The 23569-nt window shown below is 40.2% G+C and carries 31 protein-coding genes; 1 reads left to right on the plus strand and 30 read right to left on the minus strand.

Going from position 1 to position 23569, the window contains the following annotated elements; translation table 11 throughout:
• Positions 1–98: 98 nt before the first annotated feature.
• The 12 genes from smpB to ybeY form a co-directional block, all read right to left on the minus strand.
• Positions 99–566: an SsrA-binding protein SmpB gene (gene smpB / locus L6410_RS07430; RefSeq protein ID WP_237395245.1), complete on the minus strand. Its 468-nt coding sequence runs from the start codon at positions 564–566 to the stop codon at positions 99–101.
• A gap of 2 nt (positions 567–568) precedes the next feature.
• A complete protein-coding gene (gene rnr, locus L6410_RS07435) occupies positions 569–2938 on the minus strand; it encodes a ribonuclease R (protein ID WP_237395246.1) in 2370 nt (789 codons plus the stop codon).
• A gap of 49 nt (positions 2939–2987) precedes the next feature.
• On the minus strand, positions 2988–3221 hold the full coding sequence (gene secG / locus L6410_RS07440) for a preprotein translocase subunit SecG (protein WP_024396799.1): 234 nt from the start codon (positions 3219–3221) through the stop codon (positions 2988–2990).
• 46 nt (positions 3222–3267) lie between these two features.
• The gene (gene rpmG / locus L6410_RS07445; protein WP_012775228.1) at positions 3268–3417 is read right to left on the minus strand and encodes a 50S ribosomal protein L33; all 150 of its coding nucleotides are present in this window, start codon (positions 3415–3417) and stop codon (positions 3268–3270) included.
• Entirely contained in the window at positions 3417–4622 is a 1206-nt protein-coding gene (locus tag L6410_RS07450) for a multidrug efflux MFS transporter (RefSeq protein WP_237395247.1), read from the minus strand. The genes rpmG and L6410_RS07450 overlap by 1 nt, the downstream gene beginning before the upstream one ends.
• Positions 4609–5211, minus strand: coding sequence for a dephospho-CoA kinase (gene coaE / locus L6410_RS07455; protein ID WP_024392022.1), 603 nt, complete (start codon positions 5209–5211; stop codon positions 4609–4611). The genes L6410_RS07450 and coaE overlap by 14 nt, the downstream gene beginning before the upstream one ends.
• Complete coding sequence (mutM, locus tag L6410_RS07460; RefSeq protein WP_172055779.1) at positions 5204–6031, minus strand: DNA-formamidopyrimidine glycosylase; 828 nt, start codon at positions 6029–6031, stop codon at positions 5204–5206. Before mutM ends, coaE begins: the two co-directional genes overlap by 8 nt.
• A 223-nt stretch (positions 6032–6254) precedes the next feature.
• A complete protein-coding gene (locus L6410_RS07465; RefSeq protein WP_237395248.1) occupies positions 6255–6764 on the minus strand; it encodes a hypothetical protein in 510 nt (169 codons plus the stop codon).
• Positions 6754–8121 (minus strand): AAA family ATPase, encoded by a 1368-nt coding sequence (locus L6410_RS07470; protein WP_237395249.1) that lies wholly within the window; start codon positions 8119–8121, stop codon positions 6754–6756. The genes L6410_RS07465 and L6410_RS07470 overlap by 11 nt, the downstream gene beginning before the upstream one ends.
• 94 nt (positions 8122–8215) lie before the next feature.
• On the minus strand, positions 8216–9115 hold the full coding sequence (gene era, locus L6410_RS07475) for a GTPase Era (protein ID WP_024396802.1): 900 nt from the start codon (positions 9113–9115) through the stop codon (positions 8216–8218).
• 16 nt (positions 9116–9131) lie between these two features.
• The gene (locus tag L6410_RS07480; RefSeq protein WP_024396803.1) at positions 9132–9533 is read right to left on the minus strand and encodes a diacylglycerol kinase family protein; all 402 of its coding nucleotides are present in this window, start codon (positions 9531–9533) and stop codon (positions 9132–9134) included.
• Entirely contained in the window at positions 9514–10011 is a 498-nt protein-coding gene (ybeY, locus tag L6410_RS07485; protein WP_024392026.1) for an rRNA maturation RNase YbeY, read from the minus strand. Before ybeY ends, L6410_RS07480 begins: the two co-directional genes overlap by 20 nt.
• Positions 10012–10115: 104 nt before the next feature.
• Here ybeY and L6410_RS07490 point away from each other — a divergent pair, with 104 nt between their 5' ends.
• A complete protein-coding gene (locus L6410_RS07490) occupies positions 10116–10925 on the plus strand; it encodes a MurR/RpiR family transcriptional regulator (RefSeq protein WP_160863748.1) in 810 nt (269 codons plus the stop codon).
• Positions 10926–11069: 144 nt separating this feature from the next.
• Here L6410_RS07490 and L6410_RS07495 read toward each other — a convergent pair whose 3' ends face one another.
• The 18 genes from L6410_RS07495 to L6410_RS07580 form a co-directional block, all read right to left on the minus strand.
• Positions 11070–12032 carry an acetylxylan esterase gene (locus L6410_RS07495; RefSeq protein ID WP_237395250.1) on the minus strand — a complete coding sequence of 321 codons (963 nt, stop codon included), beginning with the start codon at positions 12030–12032 and terminating at the stop codon, positions 11070–11072.
• Positions 12025–12933: an ROK family protein gene (locus tag L6410_RS07500; protein ID WP_024404718.1), complete on the minus strand. Its 909-nt coding sequence runs from the start codon at positions 12931–12933 to the stop codon at positions 12025–12027. Before L6410_RS07500 ends, L6410_RS07495 begins: the two co-directional genes overlap by 8 nt.
• Before the next feature lie 12 nt (positions 12934–12945).
• The gene (locus tag L6410_RS07505) at positions 12946–13863 is read right to left on the minus strand and encodes a dihydrodipicolinate synthase family protein (protein WP_172040120.1); all 918 of its coding nucleotides are present in this window, start codon (positions 13861–13863) and stop codon (positions 12946–12948) included.
• A 103-nt stretch (positions 13864–13966) separates the two neighbouring features.
• Positions 13967–14593: a DUF624 domain-containing protein gene (locus tag L6410_RS07510; RefSeq protein WP_237395251.1), complete on the minus strand. Its 627-nt coding sequence runs from the start codon at positions 14591–14593 to the stop codon at positions 13967–13969.
• Between the two features lie 14 nt (positions 14594–14607).
• The gene (locus L6410_RS07515; RefSeq protein ID WP_024392032.1) at positions 14608–15060 is read right to left on the minus strand and encodes a NanQ anomerase/TabA/YiaL family protein; all 453 of its coding nucleotides are present in this window, start codon (positions 15058–15060) and stop codon (positions 14608–14610) included.
• 46 nt (positions 15061–15106) lie between these two features.
• A complete protein-coding gene (locus L6410_RS07520) occupies positions 15107–15937 on the minus strand; it encodes a carbohydrate ABC transporter permease (RefSeq protein ID WP_172007165.1) in 831 nt (276 codons plus the stop codon).
• A gap of 13 nt (positions 15938–15950) precedes the next feature.
• Positions 15951–16817 (minus strand): carbohydrate ABC transporter permease, encoded by an 867-nt coding sequence (locus L6410_RS07525; RefSeq protein WP_032538172.1) that lies wholly within the window; start codon positions 16815–16817, stop codon positions 15951–15953.
• 142 nt (positions 16818–16959) lie between these two features.
• Positions 16960–18273 carry an ABC transporter substrate-binding protein gene (locus tag L6410_RS07530; protein ID WP_024396813.1) on the minus strand — a complete coding sequence of 438 codons (1314 nt, stop codon included), beginning with the start codon at positions 18271–18273 and terminating at the stop codon, positions 16960–16962.
• A gap of 55 nt (positions 18274–18328) precedes the next feature.
• Positions 18329–19030 (minus strand): N-acetylmannosamine-6-phosphate 2-epimerase, encoded by a 702-nt coding sequence (locus L6410_RS07535; RefSeq protein WP_172040117.1) that lies wholly within the window; start codon positions 19028–19030, stop codon positions 18329–18331.
• 205 nt (positions 19031–19235) lie between these two features.
• A complete protein-coding gene (locus tag L6410_RS07540) occupies positions 19236–19940 on the minus strand; it encodes an HAD family hydrolase (RefSeq protein ID WP_172090168.1) in 705 nt (234 codons plus the stop codon).
• Positions 19941–19955: 15 nt separating this feature from the next.
• The gene (locus tag L6410_RS07545) at positions 19956–20603 is read right to left on the minus strand and encodes a GntR family transcriptional regulator (protein ID WP_237395252.1); all 648 of its coding nucleotides are present in this window, start codon (positions 20601–20603) and stop codon (positions 19956–19958) included.
• Positions 20604–20744: 141 nt separating this feature from the next.
• Complete coding sequence (locus L6410_RS07550) at positions 20745–21257, minus strand: Asp23/Gls24 family envelope stress response protein (protein ID WP_024396815.1); 513 nt, start codon at positions 21255–21257, stop codon at positions 20745–20747.
• Between the two features lie 47 nt (positions 21258–21304).
• The gene (locus L6410_RS07555; protein WP_237395253.1) at positions 21305–21502 is read right to left on the minus strand and encodes a CsbD family protein; all 198 of its coding nucleotides are present in this window, start codon (positions 21500–21502) and stop codon (positions 21305–21307) included.
• Positions 21503–21524: 22 nt separating this feature from the next.
• Positions 21525–22028, minus strand: a complete 504-nt coding sequence (locus L6410_RS07560) for an Asp23/Gls24 family envelope stress response protein (RefSeq protein ID WP_160864605.1) — start codon at positions 22026–22028, stop codon at positions 21525–21527.
• 21 nt (positions 22029–22049) lie between these two features.
• Entirely contained in the window at positions 22050–22235 is a 186-nt protein-coding gene (locus tag L6410_RS07565; protein WP_024392042.1) for a DUF2273 domain-containing protein, read from the minus strand.
• 8 nt (positions 22236–22243) lie between these two features.
• Entirely contained in the window at positions 22244–22819 is a 576-nt protein-coding gene (gene amaP, locus L6410_RS07570; protein WP_172025239.1) for an alkaline shock response membrane anchor protein AmaP, read from the minus strand.
• A 19-nt stretch (positions 22820–22838) separates the two neighbouring features.
• Positions 22839–23084 (minus strand): GlsB/YeaQ/YmgE family stress response membrane protein, encoded by a 246-nt coding sequence (locus tag L6410_RS07575; protein WP_024392044.1) that lies wholly within the window; start codon positions 23082–23084, stop codon positions 22839–22841.
• Positions 23085–23132: 48 nt separating this feature from the next.
• The gene (locus L6410_RS07580) at positions 23133–23378 is read right to left on the minus strand and encodes a GlsB/YeaQ/YmgE family stress response membrane protein (RefSeq protein ID WP_024392045.1); all 246 of its coding nucleotides are present in this window, start codon (positions 23376–23378) and stop codon (positions 23133–23135) included.
• Between the last annotated feature and the right edge of the window lie 191 nt (positions 23379–23569).

Consider the following 23569-nt stretch of genomic DNA (forward strand, 5'->3'; position numbering starts at 1 on the left):
AGCTTGACACTCATCTAATCAAGTCAACAACGTCTGACTTTGATTTTCGAAGAGTTTGAGGGTTCATTCGCAGAAAAAACCAGGATTTCTCCCAGTTCTTATCGATTATTGATCGCCTTCATGGTCCGCTTAATATCACGGTCTTGCTCACGGCGTTTGATGGACTCCCGCTTGTCGTAGTCATGTTTCCCTTTAGCAAGCCCAATCAAGACCTTGGCAAAGCCGTCCTTGATATAGACCTTGAGAGGAACAAGGGTCATCCCAGTTCCCTTGACTTCATTCCCCAAATCTGCAATCTGCTTCTTTCGCAAGAGAAGCTTGCGAGTTCGTGTTGGCTCCTGATTCCAGATATTGCCCTCATCGTAGGGAGCGATATGGACATTGACCAACCAAGCCTCCCCCTGCTTGATCTGGGCAAAGCCGTCCTTAAGGTTGATCCGCCCCGCACGAATAGACTTAATCTCCGTCCCCGTCAGGACCATCCCCGCCTCCACTGTATCGACAATGGTATAGTCGTGGCGGGCTTTTTTATTCTGTGCAATCACATTGCCCTCACCCTTGGCCATGCCTATCTCCTTTTCTTCTTGTTCTTTTTAGCCACTTCTTTATAAAATGGTTTCTTTTTCTTGTCAGTTGCTCCAGACATAGATTTGCGGTCTTTTCCAGACTTGTGACGTCCGCTGTCGCGACCAACAGCTTCTTTTTTACGGTTTTTGCCCCGTCCTCGCCCTGACCGATCATCACGATCGCGGTTTGAATGACTCACTGTTTTCCGTTTCGCCTTTAGATTCTTCTCGACAAGATCCAGCTCGGACGGCACGTGGGCAAAATCGATTTCCCCTGTCATCTTGTCCGCCCGCGTTAGCTTAATTCGGATTGGCTGGCCGACACGGAAGATACGACCAGATTTCTCACCCTGCAAGGTCAGCGTTCGCTCGTGGAACTGGTAGTACTCGTTGAGATTGGTAACATGAATCAGGCCTTCAACGGTATTTGGCAACTCTACAAAGAGACCGAACTTGACCACGCTAGACACGACACCATCAAACTCTTGCCCGACAAATTCTTGCATGAATTCTGCCTTCTTCATAGCTTCGACTTCCCGCTCTGCCTCAATGGCACGGCGTTCTAAACTGGACGAAGACTTGGCAAGCTCAGGAATGACCTGCTCAAAATGCTCTGCTTTTTCCGCAGGATTGTGACCATATTCCCGCACCATACGGTGAACCAGCAAGTCAGGATAGCGGCGGATAGGACTGGTGAAGTGGGTGTAAAACTCCGCACCCAGTCCGTAATGGCCGTGGTTGTGCTCTGAGTAACGCGCCTGCTGCATGGAACGTAGCAACATCATGTTGAGGACATCCGCATAGGGTTCATCCTTGACCCGCTCCATGAGATCCTGAAGGGCAGCCTGGCTGATAGAGCTGACCGTACCGTAAACCATCAGACCGAAGCTGGTCGCATAGTCGATGAACTTCTGCAACTTGTCTGACTTAGGCTCCTCGTGGATCCGATAAATAAAAGGCAGGTCAAGCTTGGCAAAATGCTCGGCAACGCACTCGTTGGCTGCTAACATGAAGGACTCAATCATCCGCTCAGCAATACCCCGCTGACGCAATTGGATATCGACTGGCAGACCATCTTTGTTGACGATGATTTTGGCTTCAGCTGTATCAAAGTTGAGAGCCCCACGCTTGTAGCGCATAGCTTCCAGCGTCTCATGGAGTTTGACCATGAGCTCTACACTTGGCACGATCGCCTTGTATGTAGCCAGCTTTTCCTGATTGCCCGCAATCATGTCATTGACATCGGAATAGGTCATGCGGAAGGTCGTTTTGATGACCGTCTGACCAATCCAGTGCTTGACCACCTTGCCCTTACGGTCAATTTCCATAATAGCCGACTGGGTCAGGCGATCCACATTTGGATTAAGGGAACAAATGCCATTTGACAAACGTTCTGGCAGCATTGGCACCACACGGTCGGTCACATAGACAGAAGTCCCACGCTTGATGGCCTCTTGATCCAAGGCTGAGCCTTCCGTCACATAGTAGCTGACATCAGCAATATGGACACCCAGCTCCAGATTGCCGTTCTTGAGTTGCTTGATATGGACCGCATCGTCCAAGTCTTTGGCATCCGCACCATCGATAGTGAAGATGATTTCATCTCGCAGATCCAAGCGGCCTTCAAAGTCCTTCTCAGATGGACTTTCTGGTACTCGATTGGCCTCTGCCAAGACTTCATCCGGAAACTCCGACACGATGTCCATGGATTCCAAAACTTCCAAGACATCAATCCCCACATCGTCCTTGTGGCCCACCACGTCCCGAATGGTCGCAACAAAGTGGTCCCGTTTCTTGTTTGGATAGGCTTCAATGTCAACTTTGAGAATTTCCGTTCCGGTCAATACCAAAGGTGACTTCTTGATGTAGATTTTCTGAGCGATTTTCTGATTTTTTGACTTGATGTAGCCTGCATATTCTGGCTTATCTTCGTCAAAAACAATCAAGCCCACCGCAGTTTTCAGGCTATGTTCTAAAATATCAATGACTTCCGCTTCTGCGGCAGTTCCCTTGAGACGATCTGCAACCTTTTTAATTGCAATCTCAACTCTGTCACCCTCGATAGCAAAGTTAACATCGTCACGACTGACAAAGAGATCATCTTCCTCCTCATCAATGGTCACAAATCCAAAGCCTGACTTGTGGGCACGGAAAATGCCCTGCAAGGTTACTCTATTTCTAGTAACCTTGGGCGCTGGAAGAGCAATTCTTCCATCTTGGTCGAAAACCAGTTTCCGCTGTCCTTCCATGCTAGAAACCAGCTTGACCAAATCGGTAAAGCTTTTAGCAGAACCTGCCCCAAACTGATCTGCTAATTGGTCCATGGTCACAGGACCAACTTCTTTAATATAGTTTATTATTTCGTTTTTCATTTTACCTTTACTAAAAAAATAGACCAAGAACAAGTCCCAGTCTGTCTATCTACTTACTAGAAATGATTACTAGCGCGACAGCATCTAACAACCACAAAAAGATTAGGAAGGCTGTAATACGCTGCATAACGGCTTCAAAACCACGCGCTTTTGTACGCTCAAAGAGGGCTCCGCTTGAAGCATCAAAAACGTTACTTGATTGGTTTTTTGCTGGTTGGATAAAAATCACGGCTATAAGAATAACAGATAAAATCAACAGAATGGTTAATAATGCTTGATACATATTTTTTTCTCTTTCTACAATAACTCCATTCATTATAGCATAAAATTTATTTGGTTTCAAGATGGAGTGTAACTTTTCTCTCTTTTGGGCAGTATTTTAGGACCTCAATCTTATCAGGATGGGTCTTGGCATTTTTACTTGTCAGATAGTTTTTACTACCACACTCTGAACATTGTAAATTGATTTTAACTCTCACTAAATATCCCTTACTTTCAAGTAATTTCTAAAATTGGTTAAGGACCAGATTAGATTAAAGAGGACCAGTCCACTCGATAGGTAAAACACCCAATCATAGCCCATATGGACAGCAACTGCTGAACCCATCATCGGGCCAACTACAGTTCCCAAATTATTAAAGAGCTGATTATAAGAAAATATTCTTGAAATCCCTTCTTTCGGCGTCAACTTGGTCAGTAATGAATTGACAGAAGGCAAGAGCGCCCCTGTCCCAAATCCATAGAGAAAACGAAGCAATCCTAATTGAAAAGGATTTTGCGCAAACACAAAGAAGACGTTTATCAATAAACTATAGGTCAAGGCCATTAACAAGAGACGATGATTGCCTATACGATCCCCCAACTTTCCTAGATAACCAGAAGTCACCAAGGACGCCATCCCTGGCAAAGAAATGATAAAACCAGCAACAAAGAGTAAGTTCTCCTTTTGCCCCAAATGTCGTACATAGAGGGTCAGTATTGGCACAACAGCTTGAGCTGCAGCAATGATAATCATGGAGGTTACAAAAAGCCCAACCAACATTTGACGATCTTTTACCTGAGCAAACACTTCCTTAACTGGAAGCGCCTCACTCTTCTTGATAGGAACAAAATCTTCACGGATGTAGAACACAGTCAGCAACACCACTATAGCGTAAAGAAGCCCAACCAACAAGAATACAGTATGGACACCGAACATTTCGGCTAAAACACCACCCAGTGTCGGCCCAATCAAGTTTCCTGCCACAGCCCCAGTTGACAAGGTACCTAGAGCATAACCTGTTTTATCTTTCGGAACTTGGCTAGCAATCAGAGCCGTTGCATTGGGAATATACCCAGTGAAAACACCATTTAAAACACGCAAAACGATTAGCCAGAAAACATTCGGAACAAAAGCCATCCCACCCATGGTAAAGATCATAGCAAAAGCCGCCCGAACCATCATAGGTTTGCGCCCATAGCGGTCAGCCAAACTCCCCCAAATCGGTGCCATCAAGGCCGCTGCTAGAGCATTCGTTGACACAGCAAGTCCCGCATAATATTCCACCAAACCAGGCCCTACACCCAATTCTTCCACGAACACTGATATAAACGGCATGACCAAGGTAAAACTCGTTCCCGTCAAGAAATTCCCCAACCACGCCACCTTCAAATTCTGTTTCCAATAACTACTACTGTCGTCCATTCTTCAAATCCTCCAAAAGTAGTGCGACCCTTGCAAACGTCTCCTCGACCGCACCACTATTATCAATCAATACCTGAGCCTTCGCTCGTTTTTCTTCTAAAGAAAGCTGCGCATTCAGTCGATTTTCAGCATCTTGAACAGAAAAACCATTGCGCTTGATTAGCCGTTCCAACTGCTGCGCCTTATCGACATAAACAAGCCAGACTTCATCCACTTCCCCGCTATAATCCGCCTCGTACAGCAAAGGGATATCCATGAAAACCACTGGCTCGGTCTGCTTGAGCGCATCCCTTCTAGCCAGTAATTCCTCCCTGATAATCTGGTCCTGCAAAAGCGACAAATGTGCTCTTAGTCCAGCATTCTCAAAAACTGCTTGACCTAATTTTTTCCGATCCAAATCCCCTTCTGCCGTTAGAATTGCATTACCAAACTCTGCGACAAGAACCTGATAGAGTTTACCACCCTTTGCTTGCAATTCATGAACCACTTGATCCGCATCAATGACCGGATAGCCCTGTCGGCGTAGGAAATCCGTTACAGTTGATTTTCCCGACGCAATTCCACCTGTTAATCCAATTACCTTAGTCATTGTTCACCTGACACTTGGGACAAAAATGTGTCCCACGACCGCCTAACTGGATTTTCACAATCTCTGTCTGGCAGCGAGGACAAGCCTGTCCTGACTTTCCATAAACTTGTAAATATTCTTGCATGGTTCCATCCATCCCCAAGGCATTCTTGTATGTCCGAATCGTAGAGCCACCTTTTTCAATCCCTAATTGCAACACTGCGATTACAGCTTGACGCAGGTCTTCTGCCTGTTTCACCGTAAGTCGACAACTAGCTTGAGCTGGATGAATCTTAGCTCTAAACAAAACCTCGTCTACATAGATATTGCCCAAACCAGCCACTAAAGACTGATCCAAGAGATGGGCTTTAATAGATTTTTTGGAACGTGCCAGTTTGGTCTTGAATACCTTCAAGTCAAAATCTTCCTCTGTCGGTTCAGGACCAAGATTTCGATTGAGAAAATAGGCCTCAACATCCGCTTTCCCAAGCAATTCCATGGTCCCAAACTTACGAACATCTTGATAAACCAGCGTCGACCCATCTGAAAATGTAAAAAAGGCATGAAAATGCTTATTTTTCGGAACATTTTCTGAAAAATAGTTGTATTTCCCTTCCATACGCAAGTGAGAAATCAACACAAAATCCGTCAGATAGATCAACAGATACTTGCCACGACGATCCATATGCTGGATTTCTTGACCAATCAAATCCTGACAGAATACGTCAACACCAGTCTTAACCATCGGAGCATAGGTCACCTCCACCTTGGTGATGACCTTCCCCTTAACCAACCGATTCAAACCACGACGAACCGTCTCCACCTCAGGCAATTCGGGCATACTAAGATACTAAGCCGTTAAGCGACTCAAAGAAAAATAGAAACCTGACCGACGGTGCTTCGGCACCTAGGTCACGGTTGTCTTTTTTCAAAGAGTCGTAGGCGGGTTCAATTACAACACCTAATCGGCTTTCCTTTCTAAATTAAGATAAAAAATAAAATTCCTAGGAATAATTATTTTTCGTCTAGGAATATATTTTTTTGTTAAAATGTGAACTCACAATCTATTTTACAAAATTATTAAGATTGGAATCAAATTGTTTTCCAGAGCAATATTCGATTCCACCATCATAGAGTCTACTTATTACTAGATTTTGTTTCAGGCGATTTATCATATTTCTAGCTCTTACCGTATTATTCTGTACGCTATTTCCAGTAACTAAAATAAAACGTCTCTTAGATGAAATATCATCGAATGTCTCCAAATTTTTCCAATAACAATAAACTAACAATGATTCCAATGCCTTGCGTCTTATATTTTGAAATTCAATCGCCCCAGCCTTGAATTCAATGAAATTTAGATATTCACAAGTTGATATTATAGAATCGTCAATCAGAGCATCTGCAGTCGAATGCATATCTCCGGTTAAAAAATTCAAACCAGAATTATTTTTGGCATTTTCTTGCGAAAAATCGTCTAAACTATAAGCTACTTGATTACTATTTACACACCATCTACATGGTAAGTGACCATTATGATCAACGGAAAGATTATGTAAAGTATCAATGTTCACCACATCTCTCCTTCTTTTCTAGAATATTTCTCGCGACTTCATCTAAAATGTCCAGCGAACCGTTTAATTGGTCATATGCTGGTTGCAAATTTTGAGTGACATTTTCAAGAGATTGAGTCTCTGAGTTTATGAGATAGAAACGAATAAACTTCTCAGTTTCATGTAATTCGCTATACAGTTTAATCCCCTCAATAAAGTTAGAACTATGTGAATTAATCAGAAATTGAATGCCTAGAAGCTTGTTAAGCTTAACTATTAGCTCAGATAATTTAACCTGCCAAACAGGATGAAGATTTGTCTCTGGTTCATCAATAATTATGAACAAATCTGGAGTCATTGCATAATTTTGAAGTATCAATTGTAATGCGCCAAATATTTTGACACCAGTTGCAGTATTTTTTATGCTAAATCTATCATTATTCTTATTGAAATAGATTTCTCTTGCATCCTTTTCAACACTACCACCAATAATTGTACTTATTTCTTCCAGGACAACTTTCTGAATATCTAAATCTTTTCTTAATGGATTCAAATCTTCATTCAGAGCAATTAAAGATTTAAATACTTCATCTGATTTCTTTCTAATATTGGTTGATCGTCGCATAAAAAAGGGGGAAGAAGCAAACGGATAGTCTTCCAAGTTTACAAATGAATCCAAATATAAAACTTTTGAGTATTCATTTAGATTATTTTGAAACTCCAAAGTATCAATAACATCATTTGAAAAATCTGTTTGTACAATACTTCGATGGTTTTCTGATTTAGAATCAATCAATTGTACCCTAGCCATATCTCGAGAATCATGTGAAACCAAATCACCATCAAAATATGATTTAATTTTCGATTTCAATACTAAATTAAATTTTTCAATATCTGAATAAGAAAAATAATTAATTATATTGTCAAAAATTTTTATTATGTTGTCATTTTCATCTTCAACTATTTCATTATAAATATCTTTGAATACTTGGAATTCTTTTTCAATTCCATCATCATTTCTATAATATTTATATAGTGAAATATTAAAATCTAAACTATCCGTTTCGTCGTCAAATTCAACTTCTAAAAAAGTATTTTCATCAGATAAATTACCAAGTTTAAGGAAAAGATCCTTCATCTCATTTTTTGACAAAGTTCTGTTTAGCCATATAAACAACTGTCGTACATCATCCCTAATTGAATCACTTCTAAAGCTAGTATATTCTTCAGAAAAATTTGCAATAGTTTCTAAAAACATATATAGCGTTTTTGAAATTGTACTTTTTCCAGAATCATTTGGAGCCGCTACTATAGTTATGCCGTCTAAATCAATTTCTGCATTTTTTATTAAGCCAATTTTTTTAAATATCGCTCTCATTTTTCATCTTTCTATATTAAATTCAACAAATAGTTTAATATTCTTATATTGTTAATTAATTTTTTTGCTATTCTATAATAATTCAAGCATAAATTCAATACTCTTTCTCATTATACCCAAAGTCCGCGAGGTCGAGTTTTTTGTCTCGCCAATTTTTCTTGACTTTAACCCAAGTTTCGAGGAAGACTTTGTCACCAAGCATCAATTCAATGTCGCGACGGGCCATGGAGCCAATTTTCTTGAGCATAGCTCCTTGCTTGCCGATGATGATTCCTTTTTGGCTATCACGCTCTACCATGATCGTCGCGCGGATGTGGACCTTATCGGTAAATTCATCACGTTTCATGGACTCAATGACAACGGCAACTGAGTGCGGAATTTCCTCACGAGTCAGATGTAAGACCTTCTCACGAATCATCTCAGACACCAAAAAACGTTCGGGATGGTCAGTGATTTGGTCCGCAGGGAAATATTGGAATCCTTCATCCAGATTTTCCTTAAGAATTTCCATAAGTCGGTTGACATTATTACCCTGAGTTGCCGAAATTGGTACAATTTCTTCGAAGTCCATTTGATGGCGGAAATCGTCAATCTGCTCTAATAGTTGATCTGGATGAACTTTGTCAATCTTATTAACCACTAAGATTACTGGAACATTTGCCTGTTTCAGCCGTTCCATTATCATATCATCACCCTTGCCACGCTTTTCATCCGCGGGTACCATAAACAGAACTGTATCCACCTCTCGAAGAGTGCTATAGGCTGATTCCACCATAAAATCACCCAGGGCTGTCTTTGGTTTATGAATACCTGGTGTGTCAATAAAAACAATTTGTTCTTCATCCGTGGTATAAATCCCCATAATCTTATTACGGGTGGTTTGAGCCTTGTCGCTCATGATGGCAATTTTTTGCCCCATTACATAGTTGAGGAAAGTGGATTTTCCTACATTTGGACGACCTAAAATCGCCACAAATCCTGACTTAAATGTCATGAATTCTCCTTCATTCTTAAAATATAAAATTCCAAATTTTAGGCACAAAAATAATGAGCCCTGTTAGTAATGCAAATCCTGATACAAATAAGACTGCCCCTGCCGCCATATCTTTTGAATTTTTGGCCAGCATGGAAAAATGATAATCAGAAGCTAAGTCCACCACATTTTCAATGGCAGAATTAACAATCTCAAATGCGATAACTAAGCTGATACTCAACAAAAGAAATAGCCACTCTGTCACCGATACTTGGAAAACCAAGCCTGCCAAAATGACTAATATAGCCGATACAGCATGCTTACGCATATTGCGCTCTTCTTTAAAAGCGGTTATGAGTCCTGATACAGCAAAATCCAGACTCGACATCAATTCTCGGTTTTTCCACCGATTTTTTGAATTATTCTCGTGTAAGTCCATAAGCAGTTAAAATTTCTTCTTGTAAACCAAACATCTCAGCTTCTTCTTCTGGCGTATAATGATCGTAACCATTGATGTGTAAGAAACCATGTACGGCTAAAAATCCCATTTCACGCTCAAAGCTATGTCCATAATCCTCAGCCTGTTCACGCGCCTTATCAATTGAAATATATAATTCACCAATATAGGCATCAAAATCTTCCATCATTTCAGCCAATTCAGGATTATCCACCAAATCTTCTTCATCAAAGACAATTTCTGATTCGGGTTTGTACTCTAAACTAACCACATCTGTGGGGCGATCAATGCCTCGATATTCCAAATTTACTTCATGCACACGAGCATTATCTACAAATGTCACAGCCATTTCTTTATTTTGTTTACCGATTTTTTCAGCTGCAAATTGGAGCAATTCTGTGATTTGTTCTTGCATTTTTACAGGAACTTTTCCTGTTTCGTCTACCATTTCAATATACATCTTATTACATTCCTTCTATACAAGTCCATTATACCACAAAAGGGAAGAAAGCGGATTTTTATGGTATAATGATTACAAACCATCGTACTAAAGGGTAAGTCACTATGATAGCAACAGGAAAAAATATCATTGCCATTATTGAATCCAATATGGACGAAATGACTGAGTTGGAACAAGAAATTGCCCGCTATTTCACGCAATTGGATCCTGTTGATGCAGATTTAACATTGGAGTTCACTACAGCCACTCTTCACGTTTCACCATCTGCACTCACACGATTCGCTAAAAAATGCGGTTTCTCAGGTTATAGAGAATTTGTTTTCACCTATCAAAAAGATCACCAGCATTTGTTAAAACATTTCGACCATATTCAGCGTAGCCTAACTAAAAAAGTGTTGATTGATTATGATCAAATATTGGCAGCTACCAATAACCTAGTGGATGAAGAAAAGCTAGAAGAAATTGCAACATTAATTGACAACAGCAAGCGCGTCTACTTCTATGGAATCGGTAGTTCAGGTTTAGTTGCAATGGAAATCAAATCACGCTTTATGAGACTTGGAGTGGTATGTGATGCGATTACGGATAAAAATAATTTAATCTGGACAACCACTATTCTTGATTCTTCTTGTTTGGTCATTGGTTTATCATTATCTGGCCAAACAGAGGAGGTTATGGAACATTTGGATTTGGCAGCTCAAAAAGGAGCCGCTACCGCTCTTCTCACAACTAAAACATTTTCAACCACTCAGACCCATAAAATTATCCCGGTCGCTTCCGTACGGAATTTAAATTATGGCAATCGGATTTCACCTCAAATACCACTACTCATCATGCTGGATATTATCTACGCCTACTTCCAAGCCATTGACCGAGAAAAGAAAGAAACGATTTTTAAACAAACAATCATATAAAAAATGAACAGTTCCATTTGGCTGTTCATTTTTTGTATAGAGTCGAATGAATTAGTATTCACTAAAGGAACTGAGGTGCTAGCAATACTAGTGTAAGCCAAGCCGAAAACATCGATGTATCAAAGTTCATTCAACTGATTTTACTTACGAAAAGTTTGTACCCAGAAGGTAATCGAATACATAATCATTTACTTGAACATTGAGTGCATCATGACCATAATCCGGTAAAATTCTCATTTCCTTTGTCGTCTCAAGACGATTGAAAATAGCAAATTGAGTAGATGGAGGACAGACTGCATCTTCTAAACCAGTGACCATCGCAACTGGACACTGAATCCGGTGGGCTAGGTTTTTGACGTCTATATAATCTAGGACTGATAAAATCTTAGCCTCGGTTCGATGAAATGGGTCGGAATATTTAAAATAACGAAAGAGTTCATCATAGGCCTCACTATTGTTGCCCAATTCTAAAACACGCTTAAAATCTGATAAAAATGGATAGACTGCCACTGTCTTAGATAGGGTTGGATATAAAGCCGCTGCCACCAAAGCCAGTGCTCCACCTTGAGAAGCACCATAACTCATTAGCCGTGTCTCATCCACAAAATCAAAGCGAGCCACAAGTTGAATCATTTGGTACACATCTAGGTACACATCCTTGTAGAAAAGATGTTTTGGTCCCTGCAACATACCACGGATTACTTGTCCTTTGACTGTTAGCCCTTCAAATTGCCCCAAGTCCTGAGAACGACCTGCTTGCCCTCGGACATCCATCGCCACTACTCCGAGACCTCCAGCAGTAAATTTCAATAATTCTGTCCAGTCTGGACCTTGACCCTGGTAGCCATGGAAATAAAACAAAATAGGGAGGGGTCTAGGCTCTTTCGGAAACAGACATTTTGCAAAGATTGTTGATCCGTTGGTTCCTGTAAACCATAATTCCGAACAATTCATACCAGCTAGACCAACTGGCTTTTCAATCAATTGATAATCTGGTAGATCAGGCAAAGAGTTTAGTTGCTCTTGCCAAAAACTGTCAAAATCAGCTGGTACTTCGTGACGCCCCCTGTATGCTTGCATCGTCTCCAAGGTCATTGTTTCAATCATGGTTGCCCCCTTCTTTCAATCCTTGTTTTTGGGCAAAATGATAGAAAGCTCCCAACATTCCAGCTGCATTTTCATGCTCAGCGAATGCAATACGTGTTTTTTCCATCAAACTTGGTAAGAGATGGCGTCGAAGTGCTTCATTCAAAATGGGTTCCAAATACCCTTTTTGAGCCATGATACCTCCACCTAATATGACGACCTCAGGATTGACAACATAGGTTATGGTTGCAATTCCCTTACCCAAATAATCAACTAATTGATGAATGGCTGCCTGACACTTGGTATTTCCTGTCTTTGCTTCTTCAAAAATCCGATAACCATCCCATTCAGAACTGTCATCTCCATGTAGTTCGGCAACATGTTTTATCAAGGCTGTGGTAGAGGCAATATCTTGAAAAGCCCCTTCAGCTAATGGCAAATAACCGACTTCGCAGGCTGCATTGCTAGAACCATGGTAGATTTGTTTATCAATTAAAAGACATCCTCCAATACCTGTTCCAATCGTCAAACAGAGACTAATCTGACTATCTTTACCAGCTCCCGAGATCCCTTCTGCCAGACCCGCACAATTCACATCATTCTCTATTTCACATGGTATCCCAAAATCTGCCTCGATTTCTTTTTTAAACTGGGTACCTGCATAGTTTGGAATCTGTGGTCCCGAATAGAAAATTTCACCCTTGTCAGGATCGACCATCCCAGCCGAAGAAATGGCAACTCCTTCTAAAGGAACATTTTTTTGGTAGGCTTTCACCAAATCTTTCACAGTCTGTAAAATATGTGGACCACCTAAATAGGCATGACTATCGATTTTATGCTGTTCAACAATAACGCCATCTTGATTGATGAGACCATACTTGATTTGAGTCCCTCCAATATCTATCGCCAAATAAAATGTCATATAGGACCTCCATTATAGGAACTCTTCCTTGGTCTGTCTAATTAGTGCTGCAGCATCCTTTGCGATATCTTTGTCTTCTTCCGTCAATGCAGATAAAGGTGCACGAACAGAACCGATATTCAGATTTTCGTTGATCCTAAGCACCTCCTTAATGACCGCATACATGTGCCCATGTCCAGAAACTAATTTCCCAATGATGATATTAATCCGTGCTTGTAAGGCCCGCGCCTTGTCAAAGTCATTTTGCGCAATGAATTCATTCAAGGCTAAGAATAATTCTGGCATAGCACCATAAGTACCACCGATACCTCCACCAGCACCCATCATTCGGCCACCAAGAAATTGTTCATCTGGACCATTAAAAACAATATAGTCTGGACCAGCAATACTGATAAAGGTATCAATATCTTGTACAGGCATTGATGAATTTTTCACCCCTATCACGCGAGGGTTCTTTAACATTTCCTTATAGAGACTAGGTGTCAATGTCACTCCAGCCAATTGCGGAATATTATAAATCATGAAATCCGTCTGTGGTGCAGCCTCACTGATGCCATTCCAATAATCAGCAATACTATATTCAGGAAGTCGGAAATAAATCGGTGGAATCGCCGCAATGGCATCAACTCCCCATTCTTCAGAGTGGCGAGCTAATTCCTGGCTGTCTTTCAGATTATTACATGCAACGTGGTTGATAATGGTCAGTTTTCCTTTAGCCTCCGACATGACTGCCTCGAGAATCTGTTTCCGATCCGCCACACTCTGATAAATACATTCCCCAGATGAACCATTTACATAAAGCCCCTTCACCCCTTTGTCTATAAAGTAACGAGTCAAGGCCTTTACACGGTCAGAATCAATTTCACCATCCTCACCATAACAGGCATAAAAGGCAGGGATTATCCCCTTATATTTTTCTAAATTACGCATATCTTTCCTTTCTTTTCATTGAAACCATCCTTCATTGATCCTGTTGGTTTGAGCTAGACTATCAAACTCAATCATCTAAATATGAGTTTCAACAAATTTTCAATTAGTATTTACATTTTAAGATGAATACATATGCCAAGGTTGCAAAACCAAAGACCACAAAAACTGTCACGGTTAATAAAAAACTCAAGGCATTGATAAACAGAACAAAGGCAACACTAAGCACCAATACTAAGATAAATAATGTCAAATAAATGTTCTTACTGGCAAGCAAAATAGATATTTTGACAAGATCTGCAAATGACCAAATTTGTCCACTAGCCAAGTAATAGACATAGGGAAAAATCATCTGGCTGAATAAAAGAATCGCAAAGCAAACTACTCGCAAAAGCTGAATAGGGAAACTAGCTACACCAGAAGTTATCCATAAATCAACGATACAAGTTCCCACTATCAATCCCTCTATTAAGCCTAGCTTAAGTCCAACTGTCCAGTACCGTTTGACCATTCCAAAATAGGTTGACAGAACTGGTATTTTCCCATATTTTTGAAGCTCCATTAAGCTCGCATTCAAGGCTAAGCGAGCCATTCCAATCGTTACCAACGGTAGACAAGTCACCACAAAACAAATGTTCAATAGGAAAATAGTAAAACACTTTTCTACTATCAACCAAAAAGGATGATGGACATCAAAAATGGATTGTAAGAATTGACTACTGTTTTTTCTCATGGAATGACCTCCTCTCAGTCCTCTATCCATATCTTATAAACACATTTTCTAACCTGGCGCCCTAATCCAGACACTTGATTTGGTAAATGGGCTTCTCCAGGAAAGAAGAATGCAAAAAATCGGTTATTAATGACTAAGTCTAATTGCTTTGATGCAGCCAGGAAACCAATGTCGGACGTGATAGAAAATGGTTCTAATTCAGCATTTGTATCATAAGCGTAGGAAATGACTTCCTCTCCCGACACAAGAAAATGCAAATCTGCATATCGGCGATGGTATTCAAAGCGGTTAACTGGTTCTACCAGTTCATTCTCTTGAACCATATAGAAGACGCGGTCTCCATCCACCTGGTAGCCACCAATATCTTGATGCAAGTAATCAGCAGACTGAATACTTGCAATTGCCTTGTCAAAATAAGGATCCAACCCCTTATAATGACCAATATTCTCAATTAAATCGTAAATCATGATTGCCTCATAAACAATAGTGTATACTGCCGTCTCACACGCTCTTTTATCCCTTGACAGCTCCCATCGTAATCCCTTGTGTGAATGATTTTTGGAAGACTAAGAAGACGGTTACAATTGGTACCGCAGCAAGGGCAGCGCCAGCCATAATCAAGCCATAGTTGGTTGCCATTTCAGCCTGCATGGTTGCAACACCTAATGAAATGGTTAAATTCTGCCGTGAAGTTAACATCACTAATTGCATGAAGTAGTCATTCCAAGAATTGATAAAGGTAAAGATGGCAAGTGCTGCAAAACCGGGTTTTACGATTGGAAAAGCAACGTTCCAAAAAGTAGAAATTTCACCGCAACCATCAATTTTTGCTGATTCCAAAAGTTCTGTTGGGATATTCTCTGAAAATTGCTTCATGAGGAAAACACCAAACGGCCAGCCAACAAGTGGTAAAATAACAGCCGCTAAGGTGTCATGGATTCCCATAAAATTGACAATCCGTACCAATGGTACGAGGACAACTTGTTTTGGCAAAGCCATCGCAGCGATAAATATGGAAAAGAGAATCTTTTGTCCATAGAACCGCTTCTTCGCCAACACGTAGCCCGCTAAAGACGATGTCAAGCAGACCAAAATCATAGTTGTCAACGAGATGAATACAGAGTTCCACAGCCATTGCAAGGCTGGGTTTTGGACGGTCAACTTGGTGAAATTATCCAAGGTTGGATTAGTCGGCCACCACTGAGGTGGAATCACGATGGTATCTGGTTGAGATTTGAAGGCACCTGTCATTATCCAATAAAATGGAAAGATAAAGAGAATGGTCAAAAGCAACAAAATAACGGAAGTAAAAATTGAAAATGGTGTAATCGAGTTCTTTTTCATCCCAGTCTCCTTTCTAATATTCTACGTCATTGCCAAAGATTTTAAATTGTGCAAATGAAATAATGGCGATTAAGACTGCCAAGAAGACACCCATTGTATTGGCATATCCGTATTCAGACAACTTAAATGCTTTTTCATATAAATAATACATGAGTGTTGATGTGGAATAGTTTGGTCCTCCAGATGTTAACAGTTGAATCAAAGCGAAACATTGGAAGGAATTGATTGTTGTAATAACTGCAATATAAAGTGTTGTCGGTAAAAGACTTGGCCACTTAATATTCCAAAAGACCTGATGCTCTGTTGCACCATCTACACGGGCTGCCTCAACTAAAGAATTATCAATATTTCCCAATGCTGCAATATAAAGGATTATCGGTTGCCCAACCGATGTTGTTAGCAAAATAACAATAATAGCTAACAAAGCCCACTGTTTATCTCCAAGCCAAGAGATGTTTTGTTCAATAACACCACCTGACTTCAAAACAAAGTTAAGAATCCCTGAAAGGGGGTCATAAATCCATTTCCATACAACTGTCACAGCCACCGAACCAGTTACAACTGGTAGAAAGAACACTGCACGATAAAACGAACGAGCAATCACATTTTTTTCATATGTCTGCGAAGCTACAAACAGTGAAAAGAAAATAACTACTGGAACGGACCCAATGACAATAATCAACGTATTAATCAATGATTTGACAAAAATTGGGTCATTGAACATACGTACATAGTTGTCCAAACCAATAAATGTAAAATCAGTCATGGTGTAGTTAAAAAAACTAGTTACAAAGCCCATGACCATTGGAGCTAGGACAAACACAGTAAAGAAGATTAGTACAGGAGCCAAGAAGGCATAGGACACTATGGTCTCCCTCATTCTTATTTTATTGATTTGCACCTCGAACACCTCAATTTCTAATAGGATATAGGTGAAACTAGCTGACTAACTCACCTGTAAGATAAAATGCTCCTTCTCTACATCATAAAATTGAACTTTGAAAAGGAGCACAGTTGTTATATTATTTGATTGTTGCGTTAGCTTTTTCAGTAAAGTCTTTCAATGCTGTTGTTGCATCGGTTTCACCATTCGACACTGATTGAAGCATTGGGAACCATAGAGTTCTCATTTCAGCAAAGCCATCAATTGTATTGTAGTATGGAGAATAGTATTCAGTCCATTTACTAATCATAGCCATGCGCTCATCACTGTACAATTCACCAAATGAGGTACGAACTGGGAAGGCACCTGTACGAACTACGTTTTTAGGACCCCATTCTGCATCATCAGCGATAAATTGAATAAATTTCTTAGCAGCCGCTACTCGAGCTTCATCACCATTATTAAATACTGCAAAACCATTGACAAGGTATTCAAGATCTGCTTTTCCATCTTCAGAAGGGAATGGCACTTCTAACACTTCTACTTTTGAAGCTTCTAACAATTGTTGTTGGATACCATTTTGAGATGGTGCCCAAAGAATAGTGTATGATGTTTGCCCATTTGCAAAGTTTTGAATATCATCACCACCAGCATATTGTGAACCATTCATCATGTAGCCATCTTTGATCCAACCTGCAACTTTATCTAGAGCCTTAATCATTTGTTCAGAATCAGTTGTGTATTTGGTCACAGCTTCATCTGTAATACTACCACTGTATAAGTTTGCAAGGAAGGCACGGGTACCTTGGTCGCCACCTTGTCCATTTGAGAAAAGAGAGCCTGGGTTGTAGCCCTTATCTTTCAGAGCCTTGATTACTTTTTCAAAATCATCTGTAGTCCAACCATCTTTTACAAGCTCAAGTACACCTGCATCTTCAAGCATTGCTTTGTTTAATGCCATATAGAACGGTGCAGAACTGATGGGATACATATAAGCAGTATCTCCTGCCTTAGATGCTTGAATAATATTATCATTATTGACATCTTTAACATATTCGTCGGTGAAGAGATCGTTCAAATCTGCAAGTTTACCATTTTTTCCATAGGTAATGATCCTACCAGGAGCATCAAAAAGCACATCTGGAGCTGTACCAGCTTCAATAGCTGTTGTAATTTTTTCAGGTCCTGAAGTAAAATCGATGGTTTCCAATTTTACAGTAATGTCTGGGTTTGCTTCTTGGAAAGCATCTATGATTTTCTGTTCATATGTCCCCACACCATCATCAGTATTTTCCTGTGTAAATACTGGGAAGGCCCACCAAGTAATCTCTGTTTTTCCAGCAGTATCACCAGATTCCGATGAACTAGCTGTCGATTCACTTGAACTTGAACCACAAGCTGCAAGTGATAGAACTGCAGCACCTGCCAACAATGAATGGATGATTTTTTTCATCATTCTTCTCCTTTATTATTATTTTTCCCCTCAGGGAGCATTTGATAACCGTTGATTACTTCCGCAAAACGTTAATAAATCGTTCTGCAATTTCTTTTGGACGTGTAATGGCACCCCCTACAACAATACCAGCAACACCTAAATCGTGTATTTGTTTTACTTCATGTGGATAGTGGATTTTTCCTTCTGCAATCACGTCCATACCTGCTTGACAAAGCTGATCTACCAACTCAATGTCAGGGCCATCATCCTGTCTACTGTATGAAGTATAACCAGATAAGGTTGTTCCCACGAAATCAATCCCAGCTTGATAAGCAACAAGACCTTCTTCAAACGTTGAAATATCAGCCATGAATAATTGGTTGGGATACTTTTCTTTGATTTGATGAATGAATTCTTCAATCGTCAGTCCATCAAAGCGTTCTCTCTTGGTACAATCGAGAGCGATGACCTCGATATCAAGAGCTGCCAACTCGTCTACTTCTCGCATTGTAGCAGTGATAAATGGCTCTTGTGGAGGATAATCTCGCTTGATAATTCCGATAATTGGTAAAGTTGTTACCTCTTTTATTTCTTTGATATCTCGAACGCTATTGGCCCGAATACCTACAGCTCCAGCCTCCTGGGCTGCTTTAACCAACAGAGGCATCACACCGCCTTCCTCCGTATATAGAGGTTCCCCTGGTAGGGCTTGGCAAGAGACAATAATTCCATCTTTTATCTGCTCTTTTAATTCTTCCTTGCTGATGCTAGCCATTATGTCACTCCTTTCTGTTCCGGATCCGAGATAGCGCTTACATGATTTATTATATAATATTATATTTAATTTTCAATATCCTTCATTCACTTAGAATCTAATTTCAATTTTTGTCAAAATGGACAAGTTCCTGAAAGTAGTTTCAGACAGGTCTTTTTTCAGATGCTGGAGGTTTTTCAAATTTGGCAAATAAAAAAACCAGCTTTTACTGGTTTAACAATTGTTTAATCGTGGGTACAAGTTCTTCCCATTCGGAGATTATGAAATCTGCTGAAACAGAGCTGGATGGAAGTGGGCGTTTGCGATGATTGAACCAAATTGCCTTCCAGTTCGCAGCTTTTGCGCCCACCACATCATTTTCAAACGAATCTCCTAGGTAATACACATCTTCTACTGACATTCCCAACCGCTCTTCCATCAAGTGAAAAATAGCGGGGTTGGGTTTGGTTATCCCGATTTGTCCAGAAATAAGAATGTTTTCCGGTTCAAACCAATCAAATAGGCCCAGCGTACGAATTTTTCTTAACTGATGCCTATAGGGGCCATTTGTAATGATGCCCATTGTAATTCCATGTTCTTTACACCATGAAAATATTTCTGGAAAAATCGGACTGAGTTCCAATTGTCCTTGAAAATAATCATAATCAATCTGAATGGTCAAAGCCAGCGCATCAGACACCTGATAACCATTGTCCGCCAAGGCTTGTTTCATCCGGTAAATATGGCTATCCTGCAAACTCATTTTACCAGTTGCAGTAGCCTCAAAAACCTCATCCGCCCGCTTGCGAAAATCCAGATAAAGCTGGTCCAATCGGTCAGCTGGCACGGACAAATGACGCTCCAAGGCCCGCTGAAAGGGCTGAATTTGATCATATAGAGTATCGTCTAGGTCAAAAATTAAGGCTTTCATCCGCTGCTTCACCTGTTATTGTTCAGGATTTTCTGGATGCAAGTCAAATAAATTCTTCATCCGGGTGTAACTCTCTTCCTCACCGACAAAGTAGACTAAATCATCCTTTTCAAGCGTCTGATAAGGACTAGGGGAAATTAACAATTCATCGTTACGTTCAATACCAACAACGACTGCACCAGTGTGATGCCAAACTCGGATTTCAGTCAATTGTTTCCCAAACAAATCAGAATCCGAGGTCAACTTTAAACCGTAAGGTTCCAAAGGATACTTTTTCTGCACCCGCTTGGTCTGGTCCAAATAAACAGACACCATTCCCCGCAATTCTTTCAACATGAGCTCCTGCTGGTCCATCTTTTCCAGAATGCGATCCTTTTGTGACACCAAGGAACTGGTCATTTCGAAATTATCCAAGAAATCATGAGCCTTTTCTTTAGACAGGACAATGGCACCGCTCCCATGTTTAACCGACACAATGTGCAAATCCGCCAAGATATTCAAGGCTTTTCGAGTCGTTTCAGGCGAAACACCAAACATACTAGCTAAGGTTGAACGAGACTTAATCCGCTCTCCAACCTTGTACTCTCCACTGACAATCCGCTGGGCGACACCCACTGCAATTTGCTGATATTTTGATGCTTTTACCATCTTACGATTTGGCATTTTTTGTTCTCCTTTCACAAACTGAAAAGGAGCGAGATGATATCATCTCACTGAAATGATTATCTCACTCCTATCGACTAGCTGGATAACACATCTTTTACCTAGCTAGTTGTCTCTTATCGCACCAAACTGCGAACGTGATTATTGGACACGTGATGATTCAAGTTTGTCTTTTACCAAATCTGTTTGAGTGGTGACGAAATCACCAGCTTTACTAGCTTGATTACCTATCACCTCACCTGTAGCTTGAGTAGCACTAGCTACACGATCTTGTAAGGTCACAGATTCTGCCTCAAACTCTTCACGTGTCTTTATATCCACGACTTCAACATTGACTTCAACCACTTCTAAGTGGGTCATTTTCTTCACTTCTGCACCGATAACAGACCTCATTGTTTCGACGATTTCAGGAATATCTTTTCCATATTCTACCACAATTTTCAAATCCGTTGCAACTTGTTTGCTACCAACTTCGACATTAATGCCATCTCGAACATCTGAACTGTTGATCAACTTATTTTTAAAATCTGTGAAAAATCCACCGCTAACAGCCAAGAGTCCAGGTACATCTTGCAAAGTGTGACCAATCATCTTTTCAATCACTTGATCCGCATACGTCACTGTTCCCTTCATTTCAGTTGCCTGTGTTTCTATTTGTTTGTGTCATATTTTTTTACTCTACTTTTTTGTCTATTTTATCCTTATTTTGGATTGTTGATACCGTTCAAGGCACCTTTAACAGCGTCTTTTGCATCTGCTAAAATGGATTCTGCTTTACCTTTTAATTCTTCAACCTTACCTTCGGTTTCCAATTCTTTATCACCAGTCACTTTACCAGTCACTTTTTTTGCAGTACCAACCAATTCATCTTTTTTTGCATCAAATTTTTCTTCAGACATTCATTTTTCCTCCTTTGTCTACTTAAATAACACGTGGCTCATTTCTACTTGCAAGATTCTCTACACCTTTTGAAGCTTTGTCAACTTGAGCTGATGTAAATCCTGCTGCGGAACTGGCTGCATCAGCAACCTTATCTTGTAAACTGACTGATTCAGCTTCATATTGCTCACGAGTTTTGATATCAACAACTTCTACATTCACTTCAACAACTTCCAAGTCTGTCATTGCTTTTACTTCAGACTCAATAATGGCTTTCATTTCCTTATAAATCGTTGGTAAATGTTTTTTATACTCAGCAATAATAGCTAGGTCAACCGCAACCTGCTTTTTCCCAACTTCAACATGTACACCTGTTGTTGGCTCGTCGCTATTGACTATTTTATCTTTCAGGTTTGCAAAGAACCCACCACTAACTGCTAGCAAGCCATCAACTGACTCTAAAGCAAGCCCAATCATTTTCTCAATGACCTTATCAGAATAAGTCAATTCTCCTCTAATTCCCGAAAATTCTTTCATTTCTGTCATTTATATCCTCCAATGCCATGATTACTTCCTTATCAGGTATTCAACAATTCCTGCTTTTTGAACAAAATATCCTATAAAAGCTCCCAAACCAACCAATACAAGTACGAGCAAAGTTTTGAAGAAACCAAGTGTTAGAAATAAGATGGCCAAAAGTAATCCTGTACCTGCTCCAATGATTGGATACATCCATTGATTATCTTCTTTCATAGGCACCTCTATTCTACTCTTGAAACTAGTCTCTGACTTGAATCTACAATTTCCTTCGCAATCACTGTAAATTGTAGTGGACGGGGTAGACCAAAAAATGCTTCCAATCCTTCACGAATTTCCTGTTCCAAGTTAGATAATTGTTGCGGTGCTGCTGCCCGAGAATTCAAACAGCCTGTAACTTTCACCTTTAATTGTTTCCCATAAATCGAAGTCTTAACAACAGGTTCTGTCATCACACCTTGGGCGTCAACTACTGATCTAACAAAGCCTTCTAAGGCCGTTTTTCTCAATAATAGTTTTCCGCTCCCATCCTCATATAAATTGATTTTTGAATAACGACTTGGCCACAATAAAACGATCAAACTAAATGTTATCAAAATAAGAATAAATACAATCGAACCCCAGAAGAGAAATTGTGAGACTACCTGATTTGTTTGCGTATGGAGATGCCATTGAGGTAAAGCTCGCTCGACCTCCATTGGCATAGTGATAACCTCTGAATAGCGAATGGCTATCAATCCGAGCAGGACAATCAGAGGCAAAGTCACCAGTCCATAAGTCCATTTTAATCCTTTATTCATAGGTTGCTCTCTTCATAGCTTATGCTTTACGACCAAGGAAGAAAGATACGACTGCTACTACGATTACCGCACCTAGAATCGATGGGAAGAGTGCCATTCCTGCAAATGATGGACCCCATGATCCAAAAATTGCTTGACCAATGGATGAACCAACCAGTCCTGCTATAATATTGGCAATCCAACCCATTGAACCACCTCTATTGGTGATTGCCCCTGCAATTGCACCAATGACTCCACCTACGATAAGTGTCCAAATCAATCCCATAATGTATACCTCTTTCTTATTTTTCCAATATTAGCTTCTTTCTAATCCCTATGCCTTACGACCAAGGAAGAAAGATACAACTGCTACTACGATAACCGCACCTAAAATCGATGGGAAGAGTGCCATTCCTGCAAAAGATGGTCCCCATGATCCAAAAATTGCTTGACCAATGGATGAACCAACCAGTCCTGCTACAATATTGGCAATCCAACCCATTGAACCACCTCTATTGGTGATTGCTCCTGCAATTGCACCAATGACTCCACCTACGATAAGTGTCCAAATCAATCCCATAATGTATTCTCCTTTAATTAAAAATAGTAGAAAAACCAATTTATCACTTCTAAGAGTAACCAACACTTGTTTTATAGTTCAAGTAGCTTTATAATTCAAAGTGACAACTTTTGTTTAACTTTATGTTGTTAGTTTATCATTTAAGTTGGAACTATGCAAGTTTTCTGCCTACTATTTTAATATTTTTTTAC

Origin of the sequence: Streptococcus parasuis (assembly GCF_021654455.1) — a bacterium.
Taxonomy (GTDB): Bacteria; Bacillota; Bacilli; order Lactobacillales; family Streptococcaceae; genus Streptococcus; species Streptococcus parasuis.